The organism is Butyrivibrio sp. VCD2006 (assembly GCF_000423925.1).
In the GTDB taxonomy this organism is placed as follows: Bacteria; Bacillota; Clostridia; order Lachnospirales; family Lachnospiraceae; genus Butyrivibrio.
Genome location: NZ_AUIX01000024.1, coordinates 66,114 through 86,280 on the forward strand (window position 1 = coordinate 66,114; position 20,167 = coordinate 86,280).

At 43.2% G+C, this 20,167-nt stretch carries 19 protein-coding genes and 2 pseudogenes; 2 read left to right on the top strand and 19 right to left on the bottom strand.

Annotated elements, in window-relative coordinates; genetic code table 11:
* Window positions 1-56 precede the first annotated feature (56 nt).
* The 15 genes and pseudogenes from G586_RS0110480 to eno all read right to left on the bottom strand — a co-directional run bounded on the left by G586_RS0110480 (window position 57) and on the right by eno (window position 13,896).
* Window positions 57-506: a GNAT family N-acetyltransferase gene (locus G586_RS0110480; protein ID WP_026527733.1), complete on the bottom strand. Its 450-nt coding sequence runs from the start codon at window positions 504-506 to the stop codon at window positions 57-59.
* 15 nt (window positions 507-521) lie between these two features.
* Window positions 522-998, bottom strand: a complete 477-nt coding sequence (locus G586_RS0110485; protein WP_035773018.1) for a GNAT family N-acetyltransferase — start codon at window positions 996-998, stop codon at window positions 522-524.
* Window positions 999-1,026: 28 nt separating this feature from the next.
* Window positions 1,027-1,854 carry an ABC transporter permease gene (locus tag G586_RS0110490; protein ID WP_196811583.1) on the bottom strand — a complete coding sequence of 276 codons (828 nt, stop codon included), beginning with the start codon at window positions 1,852-1,854 and terminating at the stop codon, window positions 1,027-1,029.
* An 11-nt stretch (window positions 1,855-1,865) separates the two neighbouring features.
* Window positions 1,866-2,588, bottom strand: a complete 723-nt coding sequence (locus G586_RS22580; protein ID WP_051204717.1) for an ATP-binding cassette domain-containing protein — start codon at window positions 2,586-2,588, stop codon at window positions 1,866-1,868.
* A 120-nt stretch (window positions 2,589-2,708) separates the two neighbouring features.
* The gene (locus G586_RS0110500) at window positions 2,709-3,455 is read right to left on the bottom strand and encodes an EFR1 family ferrodoxin (protein ID WP_026527736.1); all 747 of its coding nucleotides are present in this window, start codon (window positions 3,453-3,455) and stop codon (window positions 2,709-2,711) included.
* Between the two features lie 119 nt (window positions 3,456-3,574).
* Complete coding sequence (rsgA, locus tag G586_RS22585) at window positions 3,575-4,570, bottom strand: ribosome small subunit-dependent GTPase A (protein WP_051204718.1); 996 nt, start codon at window positions 4,568-4,570, stop codon at window positions 3,575-3,577.
* A gap of 533 nt (window positions 4,571-5,103) precedes the next feature.
* Window positions 5,104-5,976 (bottom strand): transporter substrate-binding domain-containing protein, encoded by an 873-nt coding sequence (locus G586_RS0110515; protein WP_026527737.1) that lies wholly within the window; start codon window positions 5,974-5,976, stop codon window positions 5,104-5,106.
* Window positions 5,977-6,370: 394 nt separating this feature from the next.
* Window positions 6,371-7,093 (bottom strand): annotated as a pseudogene (locus G586_RS0110520) (amino acid ABC transporter ATP-binding protein); the annotation flags it as partial.
* The gene (locus G586_RS0110525; protein ID WP_026527739.1) at window positions 7,090-7,770 is read right to left on the bottom strand and encodes an amino acid ABC transporter permease; all 681 of its coding nucleotides are present in this window, start codon (window positions 7,768-7,770) and stop codon (window positions 7,090-7,092) included. The pseudogene G586_RS0110520 and the gene G586_RS0110525, both read right to left, overlap by 4 nt.
* 326 nt (window positions 7,771-8,096) lie before the next feature.
* The gene (locus G586_RS22590; protein WP_035773020.1) at window positions 8,097-8,369 is read right to left on the bottom strand and encodes an Lrp/AsnC family transcriptional regulator; all 273 of its coding nucleotides are present in this window, start codon (window positions 8,367-8,369) and stop codon (window positions 8,097-8,099) included.
* Window positions 8,370-8,531: 162 nt separating this feature from the next.
* Window positions 8,532-8,654: pseudogene (locus G586_RS27625) on the bottom strand (FeoB small GTPase domain-containing protein); the annotation flags it as partial.
* Complete coding sequence (locus G586_RS0110540; RefSeq protein ID WP_022769883.1) at window positions 8,651-8,878, bottom strand: FeoA family protein; 228 nt, start codon at window positions 8,876-8,878, stop codon at window positions 8,651-8,653. The gene G586_RS0110540 and the pseudogene G586_RS27625, both read right to left, overlap by 4 nt.
* Before the next feature lie 36 nt (window positions 8,879-8,914).
* A complete protein-coding gene (locus G586_RS0110545) occupies window positions 8,915-10,648 on the bottom strand; it encodes an ABC transporter ATP-binding protein (protein ID WP_026527741.1) in 1,734 nt (577 codons plus the stop codon).
* Window positions 10,649-10,668: 20 nt separating this feature from the next.
* Entirely contained in the window at window positions 10,669-12,468 is a 1,800-nt protein-coding gene (locus G586_RS0110550; RefSeq protein ID WP_026527742.1) for an ABC transporter ATP-binding protein, read from the bottom strand.
* Window positions 12,469-12,603: 135 nt separating this feature from the next.
* The gene (eno, locus tag G586_RS0110555) at window positions 12,604-13,896 is read right to left on the bottom strand and encodes a phosphopyruvate hydratase (RefSeq protein WP_026527743.1); all 1,293 of its coding nucleotides are present in this window, start codon (window positions 13,894-13,896) and stop codon (window positions 12,604-12,606) included.
* Window positions 13,897-14,549: 653 nt separating this feature from the next.
* On the opposite strand from eno, the gene G586_RS22595 reads away from it, so the two are divergent.
* The gene (locus G586_RS22595; RefSeq protein WP_035773022.1) at window positions 14,550-14,846 is read left to right on the top strand and encodes a DUF6110 family protein; all 297 of its coding nucleotides are present in this window, start codon (window positions 14,550-14,552) and stop codon (window positions 14,844-14,846) included.
* Between the two features lie 31 nt (window positions 14,847-14,877).
* Entirely contained in the window at window positions 14,878-16,953 is a 2,076-nt protein-coding gene (locus G586_RS0110570; RefSeq protein WP_026527744.1) for a heavy metal translocating P-type ATPase, read from the top strand.
* 179 nt (window positions 16,954-17,132) lie between these two features.
* Here G586_RS0110570 and G586_RS0110575 read toward each other — a convergent pair whose 3' ends face one another.
* The 4 genes from G586_RS0110575 to feoB all read right to left on the bottom strand — a co-directional run bounded on the left by G586_RS0110575 (window position 17,133) and on the right by feoB (window position 20,134).
* Complete coding sequence (locus G586_RS0110575; RefSeq protein WP_026527745.1) at window positions 17,133-17,498, bottom strand: heavy-metal-associated domain-containing protein; 366 nt, start codon at window positions 17,496-17,498, stop codon at window positions 17,133-17,135.
* A 13-nt stretch (window positions 17,499-17,511) separates the two neighbouring features.
* Complete coding sequence (locus G586_RS0110580; RefSeq protein ID WP_026527746.1) at window positions 17,512-17,745, bottom strand: Fur family transcriptional regulator; 234 nt, start codon at window positions 17,743-17,745, stop codon at window positions 17,512-17,514.
* Between the two features lie 73 nt (window positions 17,746-17,818).
* Window positions 17,819-18,028, bottom strand: coding sequence for a FeoB-associated Cys-rich membrane protein (locus G586_RS22600; protein ID WP_035773024.1), 210 nt, complete (start codon window positions 18,026-18,028; stop codon window positions 17,819-17,821).
* A 114-nt stretch (window positions 18,029-18,142) separates the two neighbouring features.
* Window positions 18,143-20,134, bottom strand: a complete 1,992-nt coding sequence (feoB, locus tag G586_RS0110590) for a ferrous iron transporter B (protein WP_026527747.1) — start codon at window positions 20,132-20,134, stop codon at window positions 18,143-18,145.
* Window positions 20,135-20,167 lie beyond the last annotated feature (33 nt).

Sequence of the window (20,167 nt, forward strand, 5' to 3'; positions counted from 1 at the left end):
AAGAGTGCCTGATCCAATCATGAATTTCCTCTACTCTAATTCGTGGTCATTTCGCTTTACAACGCCAAAACCATGCCCTCCTCCGAATCTTTAAACCCACATTTCCTATAGAGAAATCTCCCCGCATCAGTTGCATCAAGGCTGACCTCTGTTGCGCGTCTTTTTCTGGCTTCATCGATAAGCATGTTAACCATCTTTTCTCCGAGGCCCTGTCTGCGGTAATCCTTGGCTGTGTACACATTCATAAGGTGTGCACGTTTTCCGGTCGGATGATCAAATGTTGGCATTACGGTGAAATAACACATAGACGCGCAGCCGATGACTCTCTCCCCATCAATCGCAAGAACCGTAGTCTGGTCTCCCTCAAGGAAATATCTCCTGTTGTTTTCCACGAAATCCTCTGAATACTGATAATCAGCCGCAAGAGAATTTACTTCCTTTAACATCTCAAGTCTGCTGCTCATCATGAGTTCTATATCTGTCTTTTCTGCAATCCTTATTTCCATAACCCTCTCCTCCATTTACATCGCGCACATTTCCTGATCCGTCCACTCCTCGCCTTTTATCTCATAAGTTTCAAGCGGAGCGCCTTCGATTTCTTCAAAGCCTGCCGCTTTATAGCAATGATATGCAGGGAGATTATTTGTGAAAACACCAAGCGTAACCTGCTCTACATCAGGCCTTTTCCGTGCTTCCTCTACGGCGAGCTTTAGCATTTTCTTACCGTATCCCTTGCCTCTAAGCTCAGGATTGTTGATTACAAAGCCAACTCTCAGGACGCCTTCCGTTCCTTCCGGTTTTCTTAATATGAAAAATCCAACATCTTTCCCATCATCTACAGCAATATAAGGCTTCACATTATCTCCAAACTTCAGCCTGTCAGGGGTGAGTGGATAATCCCCCAATATTCCCGCAGTCCATTTATAAAAAATATCTTCATTTTCGCACCAGGATATAACCGTTTCGGCATCGTTTTTTGTATACGCTCTAAGTTCCATGTTCAACTCCCCTTATGTTCCAGTGCCCTTAAATTGTGTCTCTCTTGGTAAATATGAGCATTCCCATGACTGAGTATAAAACCAGTCCAATCATAATAACAATAATAACATTCATATAGGGAAAATCTACAGGGGCCTCTCCAAGCATGTTTACCTTAGTCACAATGAGATTCCTTGAAAGAGCATACTTCTCCATGAAGCCTCTCAGTGCGGGTCTCATGGAAACAAGCTTTACTTCAACCATGTTAAGGAGCATTCCATGAAGATTAGCGGATCCGAAAATTGTGATCATGATAGGAATGATGGTATTTCTGGTAATCTCATAGAGAGCCATCATGGCAATTCCGAATACTGTATGAAGAATCACTTCAAACAACATGAACCTCATAAGAGAGCAAAAACTCTGTATAGCATACATACCCGGTCCCCTTCCAAGGCTTCCGAGTCTTATAGCCAAAAGTGAACCCACGAACATGATAAGTGTGTATAAAAATACCACCGGAATTTTTGAAATAAAAATATTCTTCTTTTTCTTGTGTGTTGTCAGAAGATTTTTCAAAAAGCCGCTCTTTCTCTCCTCCTCGGTATATACGATTGCGAATACTCCCACCATGATCAGGATATATCCCGAAGAAGTAAGGCTGGCATAGAGGTCCTCGAAGCTTGTTTGCTCAGTTATCTCTTCGTTAGCTACTATCCCTACATGTTCTTCCTCCTGATTTTCCTGCACTACCTGCTCACCGCGATCCTGAGAGGAGGGGTCTGTCTCAAGTCTGGCCAGAAGTCCAAATGTAAGTACAGTGATTAAAAGCGTTATATAAAAAACTCTTGTTTTAAAAAATCTGTAAAAATTCATTTTTATAAAATTTAACATGCCTTCTGTCCTTTCCTGATTATGTCTAAATAGAATTCCTCGAGAGAATCAGCCTCACCAACATAGCTGTCCCTTAATTCGTCAGCAGTTACTTCTGTCACAAGCTTTCCTTCCGAAATGATGCCAAATACCGTTGCAACCTTCTGAAGCTCACCAAGGAGATGACTTGAGATCATGATAGTCATTTTCTTCTCCTCATTGAGCGCCTTAATAAGCTCTCTCATCTCAATGATTCCCTGCGGATCAAGTCCGTTTATGGGCTCATCAAGAATGAGAAATTCCGGTTTTCCTATCAGCGCCATGCCGATTCCAAGTCTCTGCTTCATTCCAAGAGAAAACTTTCCTGCTTTCTTTTTAGGCTCTCGTGATAATCCTACAAAATCAAGAATGGCTCTAATTTCCTCCTCGTCGTACAATCCCATTGAAAGCGCCTTAAGCTTCATGTTGTCAAAAGCATTAAGATACCCGTATATTCCGGGGCTCTCAATAAGGCATCCGACCTTTGCAAGGTAATGCTCCCCATCTGCTGTTTCAATTTCGCCCTCAGTTGGAGTCGCGAACCCTACAAGCATTTTCATAAGTGTTGTTTTGCCTGCTCCGTTTGGTCCGATGAGACCATAAATATCCCCTCTGTTTATGTGAATATTCATATCCTTTACAGCCTCAAAGGAACCATATCTTTTTGTCAGGTCTTTTGTTTCCAAATAGCTATTCATTTTGCTCCTTCCTTTCTCTGCTGAAACAGTCATTTTACAGTATGTAATGTAATACTTTTGAAAATCAGGGCTCTCTTTTGCACGGATGATGCTCTGCTTTACACTAAATTGACGATCCTATTAGCTGATTTTTAATTCTTCAAGACTAATGTGAGGATTCCTGTATCTGGCTGAACTTTTTTCCTTTTTATGATGAATTGCGTTCCGCGGGCAGTTCTGGAGACAGGCCCCGCAGCTGATACAAGTATTTCCAAATACAGGCTTCCCGTCACTAATGCTGATATTCTTCATAGGACATAGAGATGCGCAGGTTCCGCAGCCCCTGCAGTCCGCCGAAACGCTGATCATATCCGTAATCCCCACACCTGTCTCAAACTCATAATTCTTAATATGATTTTTAGTCATAAGCTTTTTAAATGGAGAATCTTCCCTGATAAACTTCTTGTGCTCAGTAATATCCGCAAGCAGCTCATCTATCTGCGATTGCTGCTTTTTGCTGTCGCCCTTTTGCTTTGCCATATCTGAAAAGGTTATGCAATTTTCAGCCATCTTAAGGCGATTGATATAATCGAAGCTTCTGTCGTTTTTCGTCTTTATCTCAGAGAGCTGTCCACACACCGCTCCCGGGAAAAAGCCATAGGTTGCCACCGCGAACAAATATGATGTCTGAATGGATGTTTTCTCAATAAAATCTACAATAAACGGTGGAACACAAAGTCCATAAACAGGAAAAACAATCCCTACTTCTGTATCTTCTATATCGAAATTTTCTTCATGAATGCATTCCGCTATCGGGAAAAGCTTGCCCCCGATACGCTTGGCGATATACAGGCAGTTGCCTGTAGAACTAAAGTACAATACTGTCATGCTGTAACCTCCTACTATATTTGTATAACTGTTTACTCATTAACTGTATAGTTACTATACACTTCCCATAAAAAAACAGACCCTTTTCACTCATTCGGGTCTGTTTTACACTTAATTCATTATTTATTATATTTGAATTTCTTGGCAGCCTTGGCCCACTTGGAGATAGCCTTTTTCTTGGCGTAGTTGTTTCTGTTCTCCTGCCCCAGGGATTTGTATAGCATGTACCTGCCGGAGTCAAGTTCCCCACTTTCAATAGCTGCCTTGATAGCACATCCGGGCTCAGTATCATGCTGGCAATCACTGAACCTGCAATGACTTTCAAGCTCTATTATATCTGAAAATGTGTTGTCCAGTCCCTCTTCAACCTGAGCCATTCCAAGCTCTCTCATACCGGGAGTGTCAATGATAGAAACTCCGTTATCCAGCATTATCAGCTGTCTGTGAGTCGTCGTGTGTCTTCCTGTAGAATCATAAGACCTGACTTCTGAAGTCTTCATTATCTCCTTGCCACAGAGGGCATTTAGTAGTGTTGATTTTCCCGCACCTGAAGAACCCATGAGGCAGATGCTTGTTCCGGGAGTCATGTATTCATCAAGCTCCTCAAGCCCGATTCCACAAATGGCTGAGATGGCATGAACTCTTACTTTATCTGAAATTGATTCCACTTCTCTTATATATCTTCCTGTATTATTGCACAAGTCAGATTTTGTAAGAACTACCACAGGGATTGAATTCCCCTGAAGGACAACACTGACGTATCTGGCAATTCGGTTATAGCTGTAGTCTTCATTCAGTGATGTGACAATAAAGGTATAGTCCACGTTTGCAACCATATACTGCATGGTCGCAGTCTTGGCCTGATCGGGTCTTTGTAAAAAACTCTTTCTTTCGCAGACTGACTCTATTACAGAATCTCCGATTGGATTGAATTTAAATGTCACATAGTCTCCCACAACCGGAAGCTGACTGGCCTCTGCCTCCCTGAAACGTCCCTTTAGTTTTGCATAGATCTCTTTTCCCTGAAAACTGATAGTATAGGTATTTTTTTGAATCTCAGAAATTCTTCCTTTGTTCTCTACAGGTAAAGTGTTTTGTTCATTTTCATTTTTCATTGTTTTGTCTCCATTTTTCTTCTTGTTATAGTTGCTTATTACATTTTTCTGGAGACCCTGTTTATGGAAATATCGCTTGAATATGCATAGAAAAAGCCGCGACAAAAATGCCACGGCTCAAATCGCTAAATTCCAATTTTCATATGATGAAAGACGGCAAAGTAAATTATGCCTCTTTCTGCTGATACTCATAAGCCGAGGGTCTCATACTATATTCAGTTACAATCTCTACACTGCTTATTCTCATTTCAAACATAAATATGATTACCTCGCTTTCTTTAAGATTTATTACACTCCGAGTCTATCAGTAAAACGTACACATGGCAATAGTCACACTGATTTGGGTGTATTTTACACCGCATTGTCACACTCCTATTTATCCCTGGAGTGCGACCATATGAGCATACATTCCGCCAAGCTCCATGAGCTGAGTGTGGTCCCCGCTTTCCACAATCTGGCCATCATTTATGACCAGAATACGATATGCACATAAAAAGCCTTACTTGAGAAATAATCTCTCCCCAGTTTTACGGTCATTGATCCAGATATAAATTAACTACCGGGGAATCTGAGCGAACTGCCCACCACAGCTGCGCGGACATATAGGGCTCTGTCACGATAGTATTTTCGGGCTGATCCTCAAAATCGGCACCTTCCCAGTTTTCAAAATCCCCGATTTCCATCCAAAAGACGATGTCACAGACACCGGTTGCAAGCGATATTCCTCTGGCTCCACAGTTCACGTTTATGAATTCAACATTAATTCCCAGCCGCCTTGCGATTTCAGCAATGAGCGCAGTGTTAAATCCCAGAGGTTCTCCTCCGGCTGAAACGTAGTCCATGGGCGGGCGGTCTCCCGTCACAGCAACCTTAATTGTTCTGGCACCCGAAAATTCCTGAGATACAATAGCGTCCGGCTCATCACCTTTGATGACATTCTCGATATAGCGCTCTCTCAGATCTTTTATGGTACCGTCTTCATTCATTTCGGTAATGCAGGTAGAAATCTGATCCCGCAGCTCTGTGTCCTCTTCTCGCAGGAGCATACTGAACATCAGTGTATTAGGGTTGAGGTATGGCGGCCGATCCACGATTCCTTCATTTCTTGATACAATGTACCGCACAGTATTCTGATCAGTTTCGAGTACAACGATATCCCCTCTGTTCAGCGCCATAAGCATATCAGTCAACGTATCGTAAAATACATATTTGTTGCAGATACTGTCGACCATGATATCCTTAAGTACTTCATTCAATTTATCTTCTGTGATGTTGAGTTTTGACAATCGGCCGATATCACCATACTTCTGAAATTTTCCGGTTTTTGAACCATTCGCACCGCACCCGGAAAGGCAAACAGAAAATGCAATCATAAGCGCCATAGTCAATGAAATAAGTTTCTTCATGGAAGTTCCTCCTTCATGATCATCAAAGTATAATGCTTAGGTTATTTCTGTTGTTTGTATAGCTATAATCCAACTTCCTGGAAACATTTCTCACAATAGTCACCCCAAGTCCGTCTTCTTCCTGCTCGAAGGGGTTGTATCCCACACCGCCGCAGTCGATGGAAATCTGCGTCGTTCCATCCGCTTCAGCGTAGGAAACCGACAAATTCAAGTTCACATCCTCAAGATTTTGGTAACAGTGCTCAAGCAAATCATAGATTAGTTCCTCACAGCAAAGCTGCAGCCTATAGGTTCGTTTCTGATCCAGGCCATACTTCTCTCCAAAGGTCTGAATGCCGCCGTGGAGTGCCATCAGGTCAAAGCCGCGATTTTCAATCTCAAAGCTAAAAAATTTGATCTTCTGGATGAAAGCTATTGTCTTCTCTCTCTTGGGATTATCAAAAATCTCTTCCGGGGTCCCCTGCTCATAAATACCGCCGTCAGCAAAGAACAGCACCCTGTCAGACACCTCGCGTGCGAAGTTCATCTCATGTGTAACGATCAGCATGCTCATGTCGCGCTTGGCAAGCATTCGAATCACGGCAAGCACTTCACCTACCATGGTCGGATCAAGCGCACTTGTCGGTTCGTCAAATAGCAGAACCTTCGGCTCCATCATAAGGCATCGGCAGATTGCTATACGCTGCTGCTGCCCGCCTGAGAGAACTGTGGGCCAGGCATGTGCGCGCGAGGCAAGTCCCACTTGTCTTAGCAGCTCCATGGCTTTTGCTTCAGCCTCTTCTCTTTTCATGCCTTTTAACCGAACCGGCGCAAGACACAGATTGTCCATCACATCCATCTCTGAAAAGAGGTGAAACTTCTGGAATACCATACCCATACTTCGGCGGATTTCATCTACCTTCGCGCGGTTTGCGGTAATCTCCTGTCCGTCAATCACTATCTGTCCTGCATCCGGCTTTTCAAGCAGGCACAATGATCTTAGGAAAACGCTCTTCCCACAGCCGGAACCTCCTATGATTGCAATGCGCTCCCCCTGTTCCACACTAAGATCAATTCCTTTCAGTACTTCCAACGGGCCGAAGGACTTTTTCAGGTTTTTTACTTCGATCAGACTCATATCGTTTCACCCCGCTTTCTGTACTTGATCCTATCTGATAACGAAAATAGGCCAAACACAATGTAGCTGAGTGTCAGATAAATAATCATCCCCATAATGATAGTAGGAAACGGCCGCATGGTACGCGATGCAGTGTTATTTATAACACGTGTCAGATCGGTGATTGTCACATAGCCTACGACACTGGTCCACTGTATCAGATTCACTATTGTGGACTGATAGACAGGCTTTGCAGTACGTAGCATCTGCGGCATCGTTATCAGTCTGAAAGTTGATGCAGCGGAGAATCCAAGGGTCCTGGCAGCCTCAGCCTGCCCCCTATCGACGGCCAAAAGTGCTGATCGCAAAAGCTCCGCAACATGAGCAGACACATTCAGTGCAAAGGTAATAATCGCCACGCTGACAGGATTTAGATCTGACCCGGCAAACACGCCATAATATAAAAGCAGGAGCAGCATAAGTACCGGAGTCCCACGCAAAACTGCAATATATATAGCAGCGATATTTCTAACAACCGGATTTTTTCGAATTCGTAAAAAGCAAATTAGTGCACCAATCACAGTTCCAAGCAAAAGTGCAAAGAAAGAAATCTGTGCCGTCACCAACAGACCGTTCAGGATGGTCTTCCATGATCCGCCCTGGATAAGTATTTTGTATAGTGTCTCAGAAAATGTCATAGTGCACCTCTTAATCCATGATAAAAGGCATCCGAAAATTGAAAAACCATGTTAATATCCGCATCTAAGCACTATTAATTCTACAATATTCCTCTATGTAATATTCTTAAATAAGTATAAAAAAAGCCGGTCTTCCCGAAGGAAAACCAGCATTTGTGCTTTATCACAGGATAAAATTATCATCTTCCATCAAGTGCCTTATTAACCGCTGCTGTTGCATGAATGAAGGTCTTAAAAAAGACCTCTTATCGGGAGTTTGACACCTAAATCATATCAAAAACAGTTGCAGACCACATCTGGTCTGTATTTTCCGGCCCGCTTTTAAATTATTTCACCACTTCCCACATTTGTCCCATATTTTGAAATCCATCCTGAGGAAGGCATCCTTTGCAGGTATGACCATCTGAATTATTTCCGGATGAGCATCCAGTACACCCTGAGCATCCTTTCGATGAAAAGATAACTCTTTTTATGATTCCCATGTTCTCGAGATATTCCATCTGTCTGGAAACATCTTCCTCACTGGTATGAAGTTCCATGGCCAATAGTTTTGTAGTTCTGGCATGGCCATCTTTTAACAGTTCAAGTAATTGCTCCATTTTTATCCTCGTCTTATCTCATCACCAGATAAGCATTCCAATATGATATGCGATAAACGCCAGCAAAAGAGAAACTGCTGTGTAATACAGCACAATCCTTCCTGTCCATTTCGCAGAATGTGTCTCCTGATATGTAGCCGCAAGAGCAACAACGCAAGGCATGTTGAAGGCTGTCTTGCCCGGCCAGTTTCCAACATGCTGGCGAAGACCTGTCAGAGCATTAAAAAGAGTTGACTTGCCCGAGTTAGGCTGTCCAAGGAGGGCTATAGTTGCAGCTGCACTCATGCTGTCACCTCCTCAACTGTGATACCGCTGCACTCCTTACGGTTCAGTGCAATCATGGTATCTCTTGAATAAACCAGCATAGGTCTGTTCTTATCATTTTTGATAACACTGACCTTACACCCCGGTGTAAGTCCTATCGATGTGATACGGCTCATAAACCTCGTATCACCTTGAATAGCTGTGATCACTGCATCTTTGTTTTCCCTTACTTCACTTAAACTCATAACGCTTCTCCTCTCTTTTTTATGTCCTTAGACACATCATGCCATCTTCCAGTTTTCTGTCTGCATCTGTACTGAAAGCATATGGCTATAGATTCCGTTTGCCTCCTTGAGCTTTGCAGGAGTATCCGACTCCGCAACCTTACCATTTTTAAGAACCACTATCTTATCAGCCCCGTCTACTGTACGCATGCGATGAGCAATGATAAGGACTGTCTTGTCCTTTATAAGATCGCTGATGGCTTCCTGAATTACTGATTCATTATCTACATCAAGAGATGCTGTAGCCTCATCCATAAGGATGATAGGTGCATTCTTAAGGAAAGCTCTGGCAATGGAGATTCTCTGACGCTCACCACCGGAGAGTTCAGAACCATTCTCGCCTATCAGCGTGTTATAGCCATCAGGAAGCTTATCAATGAATTCATCACAGTGCGCAAGCTTCGCAGCGGCCTTAACTTCCTCATCAGTAGCCTCTTTTCTGCCGATTCTGATATTCTCAAAAACTGTATTGTTGAACAGCGTCACATCCTGAAAAACTATGGAATACATGGAAAGAAGCTTCTCGGGATCGATCTTTGAGATGTCCATGCCACCCACAGTGATAAGACCCTTTTCAATATCCCAGAATCTTGCTGCAAGTCTTGAAACCGTTGTCTTTCCACCGCCGGAAGGACCGATGAGAGCTGTGACTTCCCCCTGTTTTGCCACAAAGCTCACATCCTTTAAAACTGTCTCGCCATCCTCATAAGAAAACCGCACATTCTTAAATTCAATGTCATAATTCTGATTTGTCAGCTCATCGCTTCCGCTCTGCTCATAGTGAGACAGGATCTCGTCCATTCTCTCGCACTGGGTATCTGTCGCTATAAGAGCAGAGAAGTTCTGAAGTGCTATCTGCAAAGGCTCGTACATCCTTGATACAACCAAAAGGTACATGAAGAAGGTAATTACATTTATCTCGTTCTTCAAAAGTAGTGATGATCCCACGATAGCCACGGTTCCTATTCCAAACTTGAGGATCATCTGAGCACTACATACGAACGCCGCATTCAAAAACTCCGAGAAAATGTTGTGAGATTCGACCGCCTTGATCTTCTTATTAAGCCCCACCATATATGCGTCCTGAGCGTTATAAGCCTTTAAGTCTCTTACTGTTTCCAGAGCTTCCTGAATCCCATCGAGGCATGCAACCTTATATCTGCTACCTCTCCTGTTCACCGTATGCATGACATATCTTGATGTGAACACTATTACGAAGGCCACAGGCAGCACCCACACTGCAGCTATAGCCATCCTGGCATCGAAAAAGAAAAGACTGATGACCACTATGGTAGTTGAAATAAATGCTCCCACTAGCTCCGGCAGCCAGTGTGAAGATGCTGTTTCAAGCATTGCGCAATCCGCCATGATAGTATTCGTCAGGTCCGCGAGATCTTTTTTTCCAAAGAATGAAAGCGGAATCTTTCTGAGTTTCTCAGCAAGAGAACGCCTTCTTACGCCACTTTCAACGTAGGTGGAAAAGAATGTGGCGTTGTACTGAAGATACTCTGTGAATGCTATGAGTAAAAGGCAGATGACAGAACCCACTATGAATATGGCCACATGGTTTCTCGGAAGCGCTCCGCTTAAAAGGTCCCCCGTCATCATGAAAAGAATTCCCACAGGCATCATCTGCGCCAGATTTGCTAAGGTGCAGGCTCCAAAAGCCTTTACCATATCTTTTGCTCCCTGCTCAGAGAGCGCGTATTTATGTTGTAATTTTTTTATCATGTTTTTACCTCACTCTCTGATCATGCATAAGTACGTGCTTCATTTGGTGAAGTCACCCCGACTTTCCAGTTAACTGATTTCTTATATTCCTTCCACATATGGTCATAGATACCGCCCTTTGCCAGAAGCGTATCGTGTTTTCCACTCTCTACAATCCTGCCTGCAGAAAGCACGCAGATCATGTCCGCATTCACAACAGTAGAAAGACGGTGAGCAATCATGATTACAGTCTTGTCCTTGGACAGATTGGCAAAGGCCTTCTGCACCATGATCTCATTGTCAGGATCCGCAAAGGCTGTGGCCTCATCAAGAATTAGTATTGGTGCATTTTTCAGAAAAGCTCTTGCAATTGAAATTCGCTGAGCCTCTCCGCCTGAGACATAGGTTCCCTTGCTTCCAATCATGGTGTTAATTCCGTCAGGAAGCTTCTCAATAATATCCCAGCACATGGCATCTTTAAGTGCCTGAATAACCTCCGCCTCTGTGGCATCAGGTTTTCCCATTCGAACATTATCAAGAATAGACATTTTAAGGAGCTTGCTGTCCTGAAAAACATAAGATACATTTTTCATCAGATCTGCAGAGGAAATATCTCTTACATCCACTCCGCCAATCTTTATACTGCCCTGCTTTACATCCCAGAATCTGGCAATGAGAGAAGCAAGGGTTGTCTTGCCGCCGCCGGAAGGTCCTACAAATGCAACATGTTCGCCGGGCTTAATATCAAGACTTATGCCATCTATGGCGTTGGCCTTTTTCTCATCGTAGGTAAATATGATATTTTCAATTTTTATACTGCTATCCTTAGGATTTTGCGGATTTGATGCTTCCTTTAGCGGCTCCACATCAAGAAGCGAATACATTCTGTTCAGGGCATCCTTTACAATCATCTGGCTCTCACCTGCATAAGCCACCTTCATGAGCGTAACCGTCAGTATTGGTGTGATGATTATGTAAAAGAGAATGTTGTACAGGAATGTATCTGTCACAACGTTTCTCGCAAAAATAAAGCTACATGCCACCAGCGCCGCAAACACTGCATTTGCCGCTGTAGTAAAACCAATCATTGGCATTCTCATGCCGATGGTGTAGGTAATTGTCCACTTTTCATATTTATCTATGGCTTCCTTGAATCTTTTAAATGAAAAAACTGACTGACCAAAGGTCTTTACAACGGGAATTCCCCTGACATATTCAACCGCTTCTGCAGACATCTCATCAAGGGCGTTCTGATACTCCTTCATGTCATTCTGCATCTTTTCCCCCATCATGCCTCCCATCATAAGGAAGGCTAAAACCGCAGGCACAAGACAGATAAGGCCGATTTTCCAGTCAAATAGAAGCAGCATTGCTATAAGTCCCACCGGTGTGGCATAGCTTACCGACTTGTCCGGTAGACTGTGAGCAAGGAAAGTCTCTGTAGCCGCGCTGGACTCAGCCACAATCTTTCTGATCTTGCCGCTTCCCTCAGATTCAATGTATCCCATAGGGAGCTTCATAACATGCTCCATCATGGCTTTTCTCATATTTACCTGAACCCTGAAGGCCGCAACATGAGAACACATAAGAGCCGCAATATAGATGAACATTGCAAGAAGGCTCATCCCCACAGCACACCATCCATAGCTCACAATATGAGTAGCCTTGGAAAAATCAGGTCTGACCTCCACCACCTCTTTGATAATGCGCCAGATGTAATAAAATGGCACCAATGCCACCAGAGCACTTATGGCGGCCAATATCCATGAACTGATAGTAAAATACTTGTGATTACCTGCGTAATCAAACAGCTGTGCTATAACACTTTTTTTCTTCTCCACCCACTTTCTCCTTTCGCCCGTCGGGCTTCTGTATTCAAGTTAGCTCATGCTAACACCACTACATGATTGTATTTTTACATATTGCAAAAACCGACATACCTCACAGTATCTGAGGTATGCCGGTCTTACACGTTACTAAACATTAAATGCCTTCATACCGGGATATCTTGCTGCTTCCCCAAGCTCTTCTTCGATACGAAGAAGCTGATTGTATTTAGCCACACGCTCTGAACGTGATGGTGCTCCTGTCTTTATCTGCCTTGTATTAAGTGCCACTGCAAGATCTGCAATCGTTGTATCTGCTGTCTCACCGGATCTGTGAGATGAAATTGCAGTATACCCATTTTTATTTGCAAGCTTTATAGCTTCAAGGGTCTCTGATACAGAACCTATTTGATTAAGCTTAATTAGGATCGAATTGGCTGCCCCATTCTCGATTCCCTTTGCAAGACGCTCAGTGTTTGTAACAAAAAGGTCATCGCCAACAAGCTGAACCTTATGACCGATCTTCTCTGTCATGCGCTTCCATCCATCCCAGTCCTCTTCATCAAGGCCATCCTCGATGGAAATGATAGGATACTTGTCAACAAGAGACTCCCAGTGAGCAATAAGTTCATCTGATGTAAACTCTTTTCCTGACTTGGGCTGCTTGTAGAAGCCTTTTCCTTTTTCACTCTTCCATTCTGATGACGCAGCATCCATGGCTATCATGAAATCTTTTCCGGGCTCATATCCTGCATCCTTGACTGCAGCAAGGATTGTCTCAATTGTCTCCTCATCACTTGTGAGGTTGGGCGCAAAACCACCCTCGTCACCAACAGATGTGGCAAGGCCTTTACTCTTAAGGATCTTTGCAAGTTCATGGAAAACCTCAGCACACCATCTGAGTGCTTCTTTGAAAGAAGGTGCCCCGACAGGCATGATCATAAACTCCTGAGTATCTACTGTGTTGGTTGCATGGGCTCCACCATTTAAGATGTTCATCATTGGAACAGGAAGATCTGTTGCCTGAATGCCTCCAAGGAATCTATAAAGAGGAATATCAAGTGAGACAGATGCAGCCCTTGCTGCTGCAATTGAAACAGCAAGAATAGCATTTGCGCCAAGCTTGGACTTATCCTTTGTACCATCTGCCTTTATCATCGCTGCATCTATCGCATAAATATCTGATGCATCCATTCCAACAATTGCTTCCGCAATAGGACCATTTATATTATCTACTGCCTTTGAAACACCCTTTCCAAGGTATCTGGACTTGTCCCCATCCCTGAGTTCAAGTGCTTCGAACTCACCTGTGGATGCTCCTGATGGAGCAGTACCTCTTGCAACTGTCCCATCGACAAGAGTAATCTCTGCTTCTACTGTTGGATTTCCTCTTGAATCAAGGATTTCTCTTCCTATAACTTTCCCAATCTCTAGATAATTCATTTTTACGCCTTTCTGCTGATTCGCTTTTAGTGTGATACTTCTGAGAGATATGCCCCGGAACATTATTTGATCTGCTCCGGGGCTTTCACATGATTTACTCAAGTTAGCAATCGCTAACATAGAAAAGCTTAACATATCAATGTTGTTGTTTCAATAATGTATAAGCTCCACATATGATAAGTTTTATCATGTATAAATTGCCACCCATTGGGGAGTCTATTCCGACTTAAGGATCTTATAGAAAACCAATCCCACATCACCACTTCAGGGTGGATTAACATTATTACTTTTTCATTTTCTTTTCCGTATTCATGGTAGGTCATAGGTTATTCCTTTTTATAGCCGGTAATAATTGCTAAAATCATGCATATTACTGCCGCCCATGCAAAAAACTTATGATATTTCATAAAGACCTCCTTTATTTTTGAGACATTTTATCAACACTAATCAATGATGAAGAATCACCATACATCGATATGTTAGCACCTGCTAACCCTAAAACAAAGACATAATTGCAGTTTATATGCATATACATTCCACTACCTTGTTGATAAAAATTCTCATATGTTAGCTGCCACTACACTCCCTTTGCTGTTCTATAATTAGTTAGCAAATCTATTGACGTACATTTCCAAGTACAGAAAGGACTATTTATGATTAATTGGAGCACAATAGGAAAAGTAGCATGCGGTTTCGCGCTTGGTACAGCAGGAGTTAAGCTCCTCTCCAGCAAGGATGCCAAGAAATGCTACACACATTTAACTGCTGCAGCATACAGATGCAAGGATACATGCCTTGAGACCTACACTAACATCAAGGAGAACTGTCAGGACATCAGTGCTGATGCAAAAGAAATCAACGAGAAAAGATATGCTGATGAGAGAGCCAAAGAAATAGAGGATGCAAAGGCTGTTCTCGCTAATGCCGAGGCAGAAACTGCTAATGCATAACATATAAGTAAGCTCAGATGAAAGGCATACTATGAAATGTAAAATATTGCACGAAAATGGGGGACGTATGCGTGTACACATTGCTGTACACCATATGTCTTCTTTTGAAGCTGATAAGATCCAGTATTATCTTTCCTCACTTCCTTTTGTAAAAAAAGCTGATGTAAATGAACGAACTTCAAATGCCATAGTTTTCTATGACTCTTCCTGCAGGAATGATCTGATACAGGCGTTTTCTGAATACAGTGAGAGAACAGAGATTACTGTGCCCGAACATACCGGCAGGGAACTCCGTATCGAGTACGAAGACAGAATGTTCTTCCATATTGCAGGCAAGCTTGTCCGCAGATTCATCATTCCATTGCAAATAAGAAGGGTGATCATATATCTAAAGGCTATCCCTTACATAATTAAGGGGCTTAAATGCCTGCTCTCCGGAAAGCTTGAGGTTTCTGTTCTTGATGCAACCAGCATTGCAGTATCACTGCTCAGAGGCGATCATGCAACAGCAAGCAATGTAATGTTCCTTCTTGAAATGGGTGAGATGATGGAGGACTGGACTCACAAAAAGTCCGTCGATGACCTTGCAAGGGCTATGTCCCTGAATGTAGACAAGGTTTGGATGATTTCTTCTGACGGTCAGGAGGTCCTTTCAAATATCTCTGACATAAAAGAGAATGACAGGATAGTTGTCAGAACCGGTACCATGATTCCCCTTGATGGTGTAGTCCTAAGCGGTGATGCTTCCGTAAACCAGGCAGCCATGACCGGTGAATCCGAGCCTGTCCACAAAACAGAAGGCTCTCTTGTATACGCCGGTACTGTTATTGACGAAGGTGAACTTGTTATAACAGTACAGAAAGCACAGGGTCAGGGACGATATGACAGGATTGTAGCCATGATAGAGGAATCCGAAAAGCTCAAATCCGAATCAGAGGCAAAGGCCGCTCACCTGGCTGACAGACTTGTTCCCTATACTTTTGGTGCTACTCTCCTCACCTGGCTATTTACCAGAAATGCCACCAAGGCCACATCAATCCTTATGGTAGACTTCTGCTGCGCATTAAAGCTCGCCATGCCTATTTCAGTACTCTCAGCAATGAGAGAAGCCGGCGATCACAAGATATCCGTAAAAGGCGGCAAATTCATGGAGGCTGTGGCTGAAGCAAAAACAATAGTCTTCGACAAAACAGGAACACTGACTCATGCTACTCCTAAAGTCGCCAAGATTGTTACTTTTGGTGATAACGACGAAGATGAGATGCTTCGCCTTGCCGCGTGTCTTGAGGAACACTACCCTCACTCCATTGCCAATGCTGTAGTAACGGCCGCAGAAGTCAAAGGACTTACTCATGAAGAGAAGCATACCAGAGCAGCCTATATCGTTGCACATGGCATTTCCAGTACGATTGATGGTAAAAAGGTATGTATAGGAAGCCATCACTACATCTTTGAGGACGAAAAGTGTACTGTTCCAAGTGGATTCACTGACAGGTTCGATTCTCTTCCACCTGAGTATTCGCACCTGTATATGGCTATCGGCGAAGAGCTCGCTGCAGTAATACTTATTGAAGACCCTCTAAGGGATGAAGCCCCTTCAGTAATAAAGAGATTGAAAGAGGTTGGTTTTGAAAATGTAGTTATGATGACCGGAGACAGTGACAGGACTGCCAGGTCAGTTGCAGAAAAGACCGGCGTAACCAGATATTTCTCTGAAGTTCTTCCTGAAGACAAAGCTGAATTCATAAGAAAAGAACATGAAGCAGGAAGAAAAGTTATCATGATCGGTGATGGCATAAATGACTCACCTGCTCTTTCAGAGGCAGATGCAGGAATAGCCGTCAGCACAGGAGCTTCCATAGCAAGAGAGATTGCAGATATAACCATATCTTCAGATGATCTTGGGGCTCTTTTAACACTTAGAAAACTCAGCACAGAGCTGATGCGAAGGATCAACCTGAACTACAATACCATTATCGGGTTTAATTCCTTCCTGATAATCATGGGTATGTTGGGTATCTTCACTCCAACTACTACAGCGTTCCTTCACAACGCATCTACCATTGCTCTAAGCATGAAGAGCATGACAAATCTATTGGATGATTGACACAAATAAGAAAGAATGTCGCTTGCGACATTCTCGCGCCGAGCGCGGATGCTTTAGCATCATATACATATCGCGCGAGTGCGCATCCATAGCGGAGCGTTTTTATATCATAGGAATCAATTTCCTATGATATAAAAACCTCGTAGCAGCTGTCCTGGCAACTACGAGGTTTTCTTTATTTATTTCTTTATCAAAGATATGACTTTGTAATCCAAAGTCTCTATAGCACTTGTAATCGTGGCGTCATCCACTTCCCTGTCATACTCGACCACAGCTTCCTTCTTCCGTAAATTCAGCTTAGCTGATACTCCGTCGATTCTGTTGATAGCTCTTTTCACACGGTTACTGCAGTTCTCACAATGCATCCCGTCAATCTTAAAGACCATGGTCTTAACTACAGGACCGGAAAGCTTCTTGTCTGGCTCCTTAACTGTAGATGATCCTCCTCCACAGCAGCTTCCCTGTCCCATAAAGTGCTTTGCTGCACCTTTTGTGGCCATTACGACCACTATCATTAAAATTATAATAACAATCACATTTGTCATATCTTAATCCATCTCATTTAAGTTTGACTATGTCAATCCTGTCTATCACGCCAATTTCCTCCAGAACCCTGATCATACGGTAGACTGTGGCAGTACCTATTGAATCATCTTTCTTTTTGACATAGAAGCAAATATCCTTACATGAGGCCCCATCATTTTCTGCAATTACATCTGCTACCAGTTTTCTTTGTTTTGTTATGCGCATTCCACTGCTTTTCAATGCTGTGATGATCTGTTCGTTGCTCATAATCTTGTTCTCCGTTAGTTTTCGCTAACCATTCCCCAACAATAAAGCCCGCTCTTGGACGGGCTTTATTACATTATTTGTTTTTGCATGAACAGGCAGCCTTGTGGCAAGCTCCTGCTGATGGACACCCGATGCAGTGTACACCTTTCTTCTTTTCCTTATAAATATATCTGATCGCAAGTCCAAGAATCATTACGATAATTACAATTGCAATAAAATCTGTCATTTTACTAACACTTTCGCATCTGTTCAGTACCTTCACAGATACGATGCAGAAATCCATAAAAATCGACTTCGTCGATGGGATTTCTGCACACTTGTATCACTTTCTCACGCCCTCCGCAGCAAGTGCGTCGGGCTGTTCTGAACAGTTACGCCCTTTCTATTTTGAAACAGATCAGTCGAGCTTGTACTCCAAAGCCATCTCTTTCTGATTTCTCTGAATCAGGTATACAATAAATCCTGCAAAGACAGCAATCGCGATAAGTCCGTATACAAAGCCTGCTCCCAGAGAACCTGTTGTAATGAGAGTTCCGATCTGATATACAAGGAATCCAACAGTAAAACCTGTTGCAAGCTGAAGTCCAATAGCACCCCACAGCCACTTAGCTGACTTCATCTCAGAATTCATAGCTCCAAGAGCCGCGAAGCAAGGCGGTGTGTAAAGATTGAACATAAGATATGCAAGGGCTGCAACCTTGGTAATTCCCATTACTGCTGCTACTGCATTTCCTTCACCGATAAGTTCAAGCTCCTCTGTATCGATGAGGTTAGAAATTGCAAATACTGTTGCGATAGTACCAACAACATTCTCTTTTGCGATGAAGCCTGTAATAGCTGCCGCTGCAAGCTGCCAGCTGACAACACCAACTACAGGTACGAGAAGGTATGCAAATGGTCCTGCAACTCCTGCAAGGATTGATGTGCTCTCCATTCCCTCTTCAACCGGCTGGAAGCTAAAGTTGAAGGTCTGCATGATCTGTACAACTGTGTTACATACAAGGATAACAGTTCCGGCCTTAACGATATAAGCCTTACCTCTTTCAAGCATTGACTTAAGAGCAAATGAAAGGCTGGGAACCTTGTACTCAGGAAGCTCAATGATAAAGAAGCTCTTTCTATACTTCATACCAGTGATAGCCTTGATAAGAAGTGCTCCAAGGAGGATCAGAAGGATACCACCCATGTAGCAGATAAAGCTTACCCATCTTGACTCCGGGAAGAATGCTCCGGCGAAAAGAGCTATTACAGGAAGCTTGGCTCCGCATGGCATGAAGGTTGCAAGCATGGCTGTTGCACGTCTCTCCCTCTCATTCCTGATGGTTCTGCAGGCCATGATAGCCGGAATTCCGCAACCGGTACCAATAATCATAGGGATAACTGACTTACCTGAAAGACCAACCCTCTTAAAAATAGGGTCAAGAACAACTGTTGCTCTTGCCATATATCCGCAGTCCTCTAAAAGAGCGATGAGGAAGTACATAACCATAACCAGTGGAAGGAAACCAACAACGGCACCTACACCACCGATAATACCATCAACAAGCAGAGCATAAAGGAGTGGGTTGGCATCTGCCATTGCATCTCCAACCATTCCCTGGAAGGATTCGATCCAGCCTGCAAGGATATCTGCAAGCCATGTTCCAACTGTTGTCTGTGAGATATAGAATACCAGCCACATGATGGCCGCAAAGATTGCAATACCAAGAATAGGATGTGTAATCACGTTATCAATCGTATCGCCAAAGTTCTTGTCCTTGGTGAACACCTTACGGTTCTCTACTTCGCTTACGATCTTATTAACAAACTCGAATCGCTTCCTGTCAGCTGCCTCAACCTCAGCCTTGCTTGTAAGATCAATATCCCCCTGAACATATGGCTCTTTCTGGCCCTTGCCCTCAAGCTCTGCGGCTGCCTTAACAACTTCCTTAAGGCCTGTCTCAGAAGTAGCTACAGTCTTGATAACAGGACAACAAAGCTTCTCTGAAAGGAGCTTTTCATCAATAGAGTTGCCCTTCTTATCATTGGCATCATTCTTGTTAAGAGCAACAACTACAGGAACCCCAAGTTCAAGGAGCTGTGTTGTGAAAAAAAGACTTCTGCTAAGATTAGTTGCATCTACGATGTTGATGATAGCATCAGGATGCTCGTTCTTAACATATCCGCTTGTGATGCTCTCCTCTGATGTAAATGGAGACATTGAATATGCTCCGGGAAGATCTACTGCGATCAACTCCTTGTCGCCATCATAGTAGCTCTTTTTGATAGTGCTCTCTTTCTTGTCAACTGTAACGCCGGCCCAGTTACCGATCTTTTCAGATCTACCGGTTAAGGCGTTGTACATGGTTGTTTTGCCGCTGTTGGGATTACCCGCCATAGCGATTCTCATTTTTTCATCCTCCTAAAAGTTGCTATATAATTC